The 1196-nt window shown below is 47.4% G+C and carries 1 protein-coding gene; it reads left to right on the forward strand.

Features of this window, described 5'->3' with window-relative positions:
* On the forward strand, window positions 1–1196 hold a 1196-nt coding region (locus tag ACTXGO_RS14125; RefSeq protein WP_443574961.1), incomplete at both ends, for a cryptochrome/photolyase family protein.

Here is a 1196-nt window from a genome sequence, read left to right on the forward strand (position 1 = left end):
CGCGAGATCGCTCGGGATGAAGCATTAGCCAAGCAGCTCGCTGAGCTAGACATTGAGTTCATACGTCATCATGACCAGTGTATATTGCCGCCGCAAAGCATCACTACCAATGATAGTGACACCATGTACAAAGTGTTTACGCCGTTTTACAAAAAGTGGCGTCATACCTTAGAAGTCAGTCAGCTTGAGAGCCACAACGCGGTGGTGGTAAAGAGTAATAATGAGACGACTGATGCACTCATTAATCTTACGTCAGTAGATAGCAGCGCAAGCACGCTCAAAGATATCGAAGAGCTAAGCACTCAGATCGTACAAGACTATCAAGCGGCATTAGATAAAAACGCCGCTTATCAACATATTGATTATAGCGCGCAGTTAGAGCAAGCACGCGAGCACTATCCTGCTGGCGAGGCCGCAGCACGCGCGCGATTAGAGCAATTTACAAGCGATGATATCAATAATTACAACGTCAGCCGTGACAAGCCTATCTTGCAAGGCACTAGCCACATGTCAGCCTATCTCACCATCGGCAGCATTAGTCCTAGAGAGTGCTACCTACAGGCGGTAAAAGCGCAAGATAAATTACATGGCAATGATGGCGACAATGAAGACATCAATCGCTGGATTAGTGAGCTGGCATGGCGCGATTTTTATCGTCATGTATTAACTGTCAAACCTAAACTCATCCGCCACAAAGCCTACAAAGAAGAGACCGACGCCAAGATTAACTGGTCATACAACGAAGAGGACTTTGAGGCATGGTGCACGGGCAAGACGGGCGTACCCTTCGTTGATGCCGCGATGCGTAGCTTAAATACCAATGGCTTTATGCACAATCGCTTGCGTATGGTCACAGCAATGTTTTTGACCAAGGATTTATTAATTGATTGGCGCTGGGGTGAGCGCTACTTTATGAGTCAGCTTGTTGATGGTGACTTTGCCTCTAATAACGGCGGCTGGCAATGGAGCGCTTCAACGGGTACTGACTCTGCCCCTTACTTCCGTATTATGAATCCCTTTAGCCAAGGCAAAAGCCACGATCCAAAAGCGCTGTTTATCAAGACTTGGCTGCCTGAGCTCAAAGACGTTCCTGCCAGCATATTGCATGATGAGAATAAACTACGTAAAGCACTGACCAAAGGCGGCGACTTTGCTGATATTGACTACCCGGCTCCTATGGTCGATCATAAAGAAGC

The sequence above is a fragment of the Psychrobacter sp. T6-1 genome (genome assembly GCF_052258445.1).